Genomic DNA, 2,362 nt, shown 5'->3' with positions numbered 1-2,362 from the left:
CAGCGCTGGCGAAGCCAACATCAACGCTGCCAGAGCCGTGGACCCGCCAATACTACGAATAGCTTTGAACTTCATGCTTATCCCTCCCAAAGTGACAATTTCTATATTAAGTATTCTATAGAATATGCGTTTGTGCAACAACTTTGTGCTTCCTTTCTAATTGTCCTAAGAAATATGTGAAAGCTGATGGCGCCCTCGGCGGCATTTCATTGCTGTATAGGTTGACCCTCATAAGCCAGCCATTGGCAATGGTTCTCACGGACAGGTCTCCGTAGCAATGAAGTGTTTGAGTGTTGCGCGATGAACGAAAGCAGTTGAGTCCTGAAGCTCGTGGACCATTTTTGACAGATTCGTTGTTGGGCGCCCATGAAACTGAAAGACACGCCCCGCAAAGCCAATGCAGACGATGAAGGACTGGCACAAGTCACACCCCCACATGTTCGTCAAAACACCGCGCAATCATGCGGGACGCGACATACAAGGGTAGCCCCGTTAGATCGAGTAGCTGGCTTTTCTTGATGTGACTTATCGCCGATTATATTCAGACCAAGCTACGCAACTCAGGTGGGTTACGGCGGTTTCGCCCTCCAGCAACCAAAATCACCAACCTTTCCAAATGGTTATACTCCGACAAAACACTGTGTATGGCCCGCGCAAAAACGAGTCAACGCTGAGTCAACGTTTGAAGAGCCGCTCTGAAATCCAAGGGGAATTTTTGCGTTTTGGGAAAAGACGGAGCCTACCTGCAAGATGAAGCGACAAGCGGCTAAACGGCATCGTGTATTGCAGGTTTCACCTGTAGATCCTATGTTTCCGTCAACTTGTTACCGACGGATCCAATGACGCGTTGTTTCATCTCTTTCCTGCTTTTGATTGCCGTCGCGCTATTCGGCGTCCTACCTCCACACGCCGCAATGTCTGCGCAATCGCAGACGACGCTGGAGCCGTGTCACGATGAGCAAGTCGTCATGAGTGAACGCTCTGGGCCCATAAAGCACTGCGGCACCTCTGAGCATTCGATGTCCAGCGCTTGCGCGACCGCCTGTCTCGGATCAATTGCGGCCTTGTTTCCATTTTCTGACCCGGCCCCGATGATTTTTCGGTCAGTAGCGCATCAGACAGCAATATCCCTTGTTTTGCACGGGCGTCTGATTGAGACCGCTGATAGGCCTCCCAAATTCATCTGAACGGTTGACGAGCGGAACCCGATAGGGGTCCAGACCGATGCACTCCCATTCGGGAGTATGATGGATTTTTTACGATGAGACATGACCTGACACGCCGCGGCTTTCTGGCCGCATCCGCAGCTATGGCTGCGACCACCGCCTTGCCGCGCGGCGCATTTGCGCAACCCAAACCGCTTTCCCTGACCGCTGCGACGCGGGTGATTGAGGTGGATGGTCGTGCCGCGACCGTCATGGGGCTGACCAATGGATCGGGTAAGCAGGGGCTGATCCTTGATCCCGGTCAGAGGTTCCGCGTGGATCTGACTAATGCTCTGGAGGAGGAAACGATCATCCACTGGCATGGCCAGATCCCGCCCAACGTACAGGACGGTGTGCCGAACCTGCCGATGCCGCTTCTGAAGCCGGGTGAGACGCGCAGCTATGACTATGCCGCCATGCCCGGCACCTTTTGGATGCATAGCCATGTTCCAGTTCAGGAGATGAGCCTGCTCGCCGCCCCCCTGATCGTGCGACGACCTGAGGAGTTGACGTCGGACCGTCAGGAAGTCGTGATGTTCTTACATGACTTCTCATTCCGACCTGCTGCTGAGGTGCTGGCAGAGATCACAGAAGGGGCAGCGCATCACGACATGGGCAATATGGATGCTCCTGCGAAGAGTGCGGATGGCATGTCTGGCATGGACCATTCCGGCATGGCTATGGGTGGCATGATGTCGGGCGGCGGCGGGCATATGGGGATGAGCGGTATGCCCATGGCGGGCATGACCATGGGCGAGATGGATCTGAACGACTTTGACTTCGATGCCTATCTCGCCAATGATCGCACGTTATCCGACCCTGAGGTGATCGCAGTTGAGCGGAAGGGCCGCATCCTGCTGCGGGTGATCAATGCCGCCGCCGCAACAATCTTCTGGATCGACACTGGCGGCGTGCCTGCGCGTCTCGTGGCGGTGGACGGCCACGCGGTCGAGCCGATGGCGGGAACGCGGTTTGGCCTTGCCATGGCCCAGCGGCTTGATCTCGAAATCGACTTGCCGGAGTCTGGAGCCTTTCCGATCCTCGCCCTGCGCGAAGGTGCGCGCGAACGTACGGGGTTAATCCTTGCCACGACAGGTGCAGAGGTGCGCCGGATTGATGATCTGGGGAAGGTTGAGAGTGGTGCGTTCGATATTGAT

The 2,362-nt window shown here is 55.7% G+C and carries 1 protein-coding gene; it reads left to right on the top strand.

The features are described 5' to 3' along the window. Positions 1-1,261: 1,261 nt before the first annotated feature. On the top strand, positions 1,262-2,362 hold a 1,101-nt coding region (locus tag L0H65_RS18450), incomplete at its 3' end, for a multicopper oxidase domain-containing protein (protein WP_301460665.1).

It is taken from the genome of Pseudorhodobacter sp., assembly GCF_030452865.1.
Classification (GTDB): domain Bacteria; phylum Pseudomonadota; class Alphaproteobacteria; order Rhodobacterales; family Rhodobacteraceae; genus Pseudorhodobacter.
This window is presented reverse-complemented; position numbering and strand designations above follow the sequence as displayed.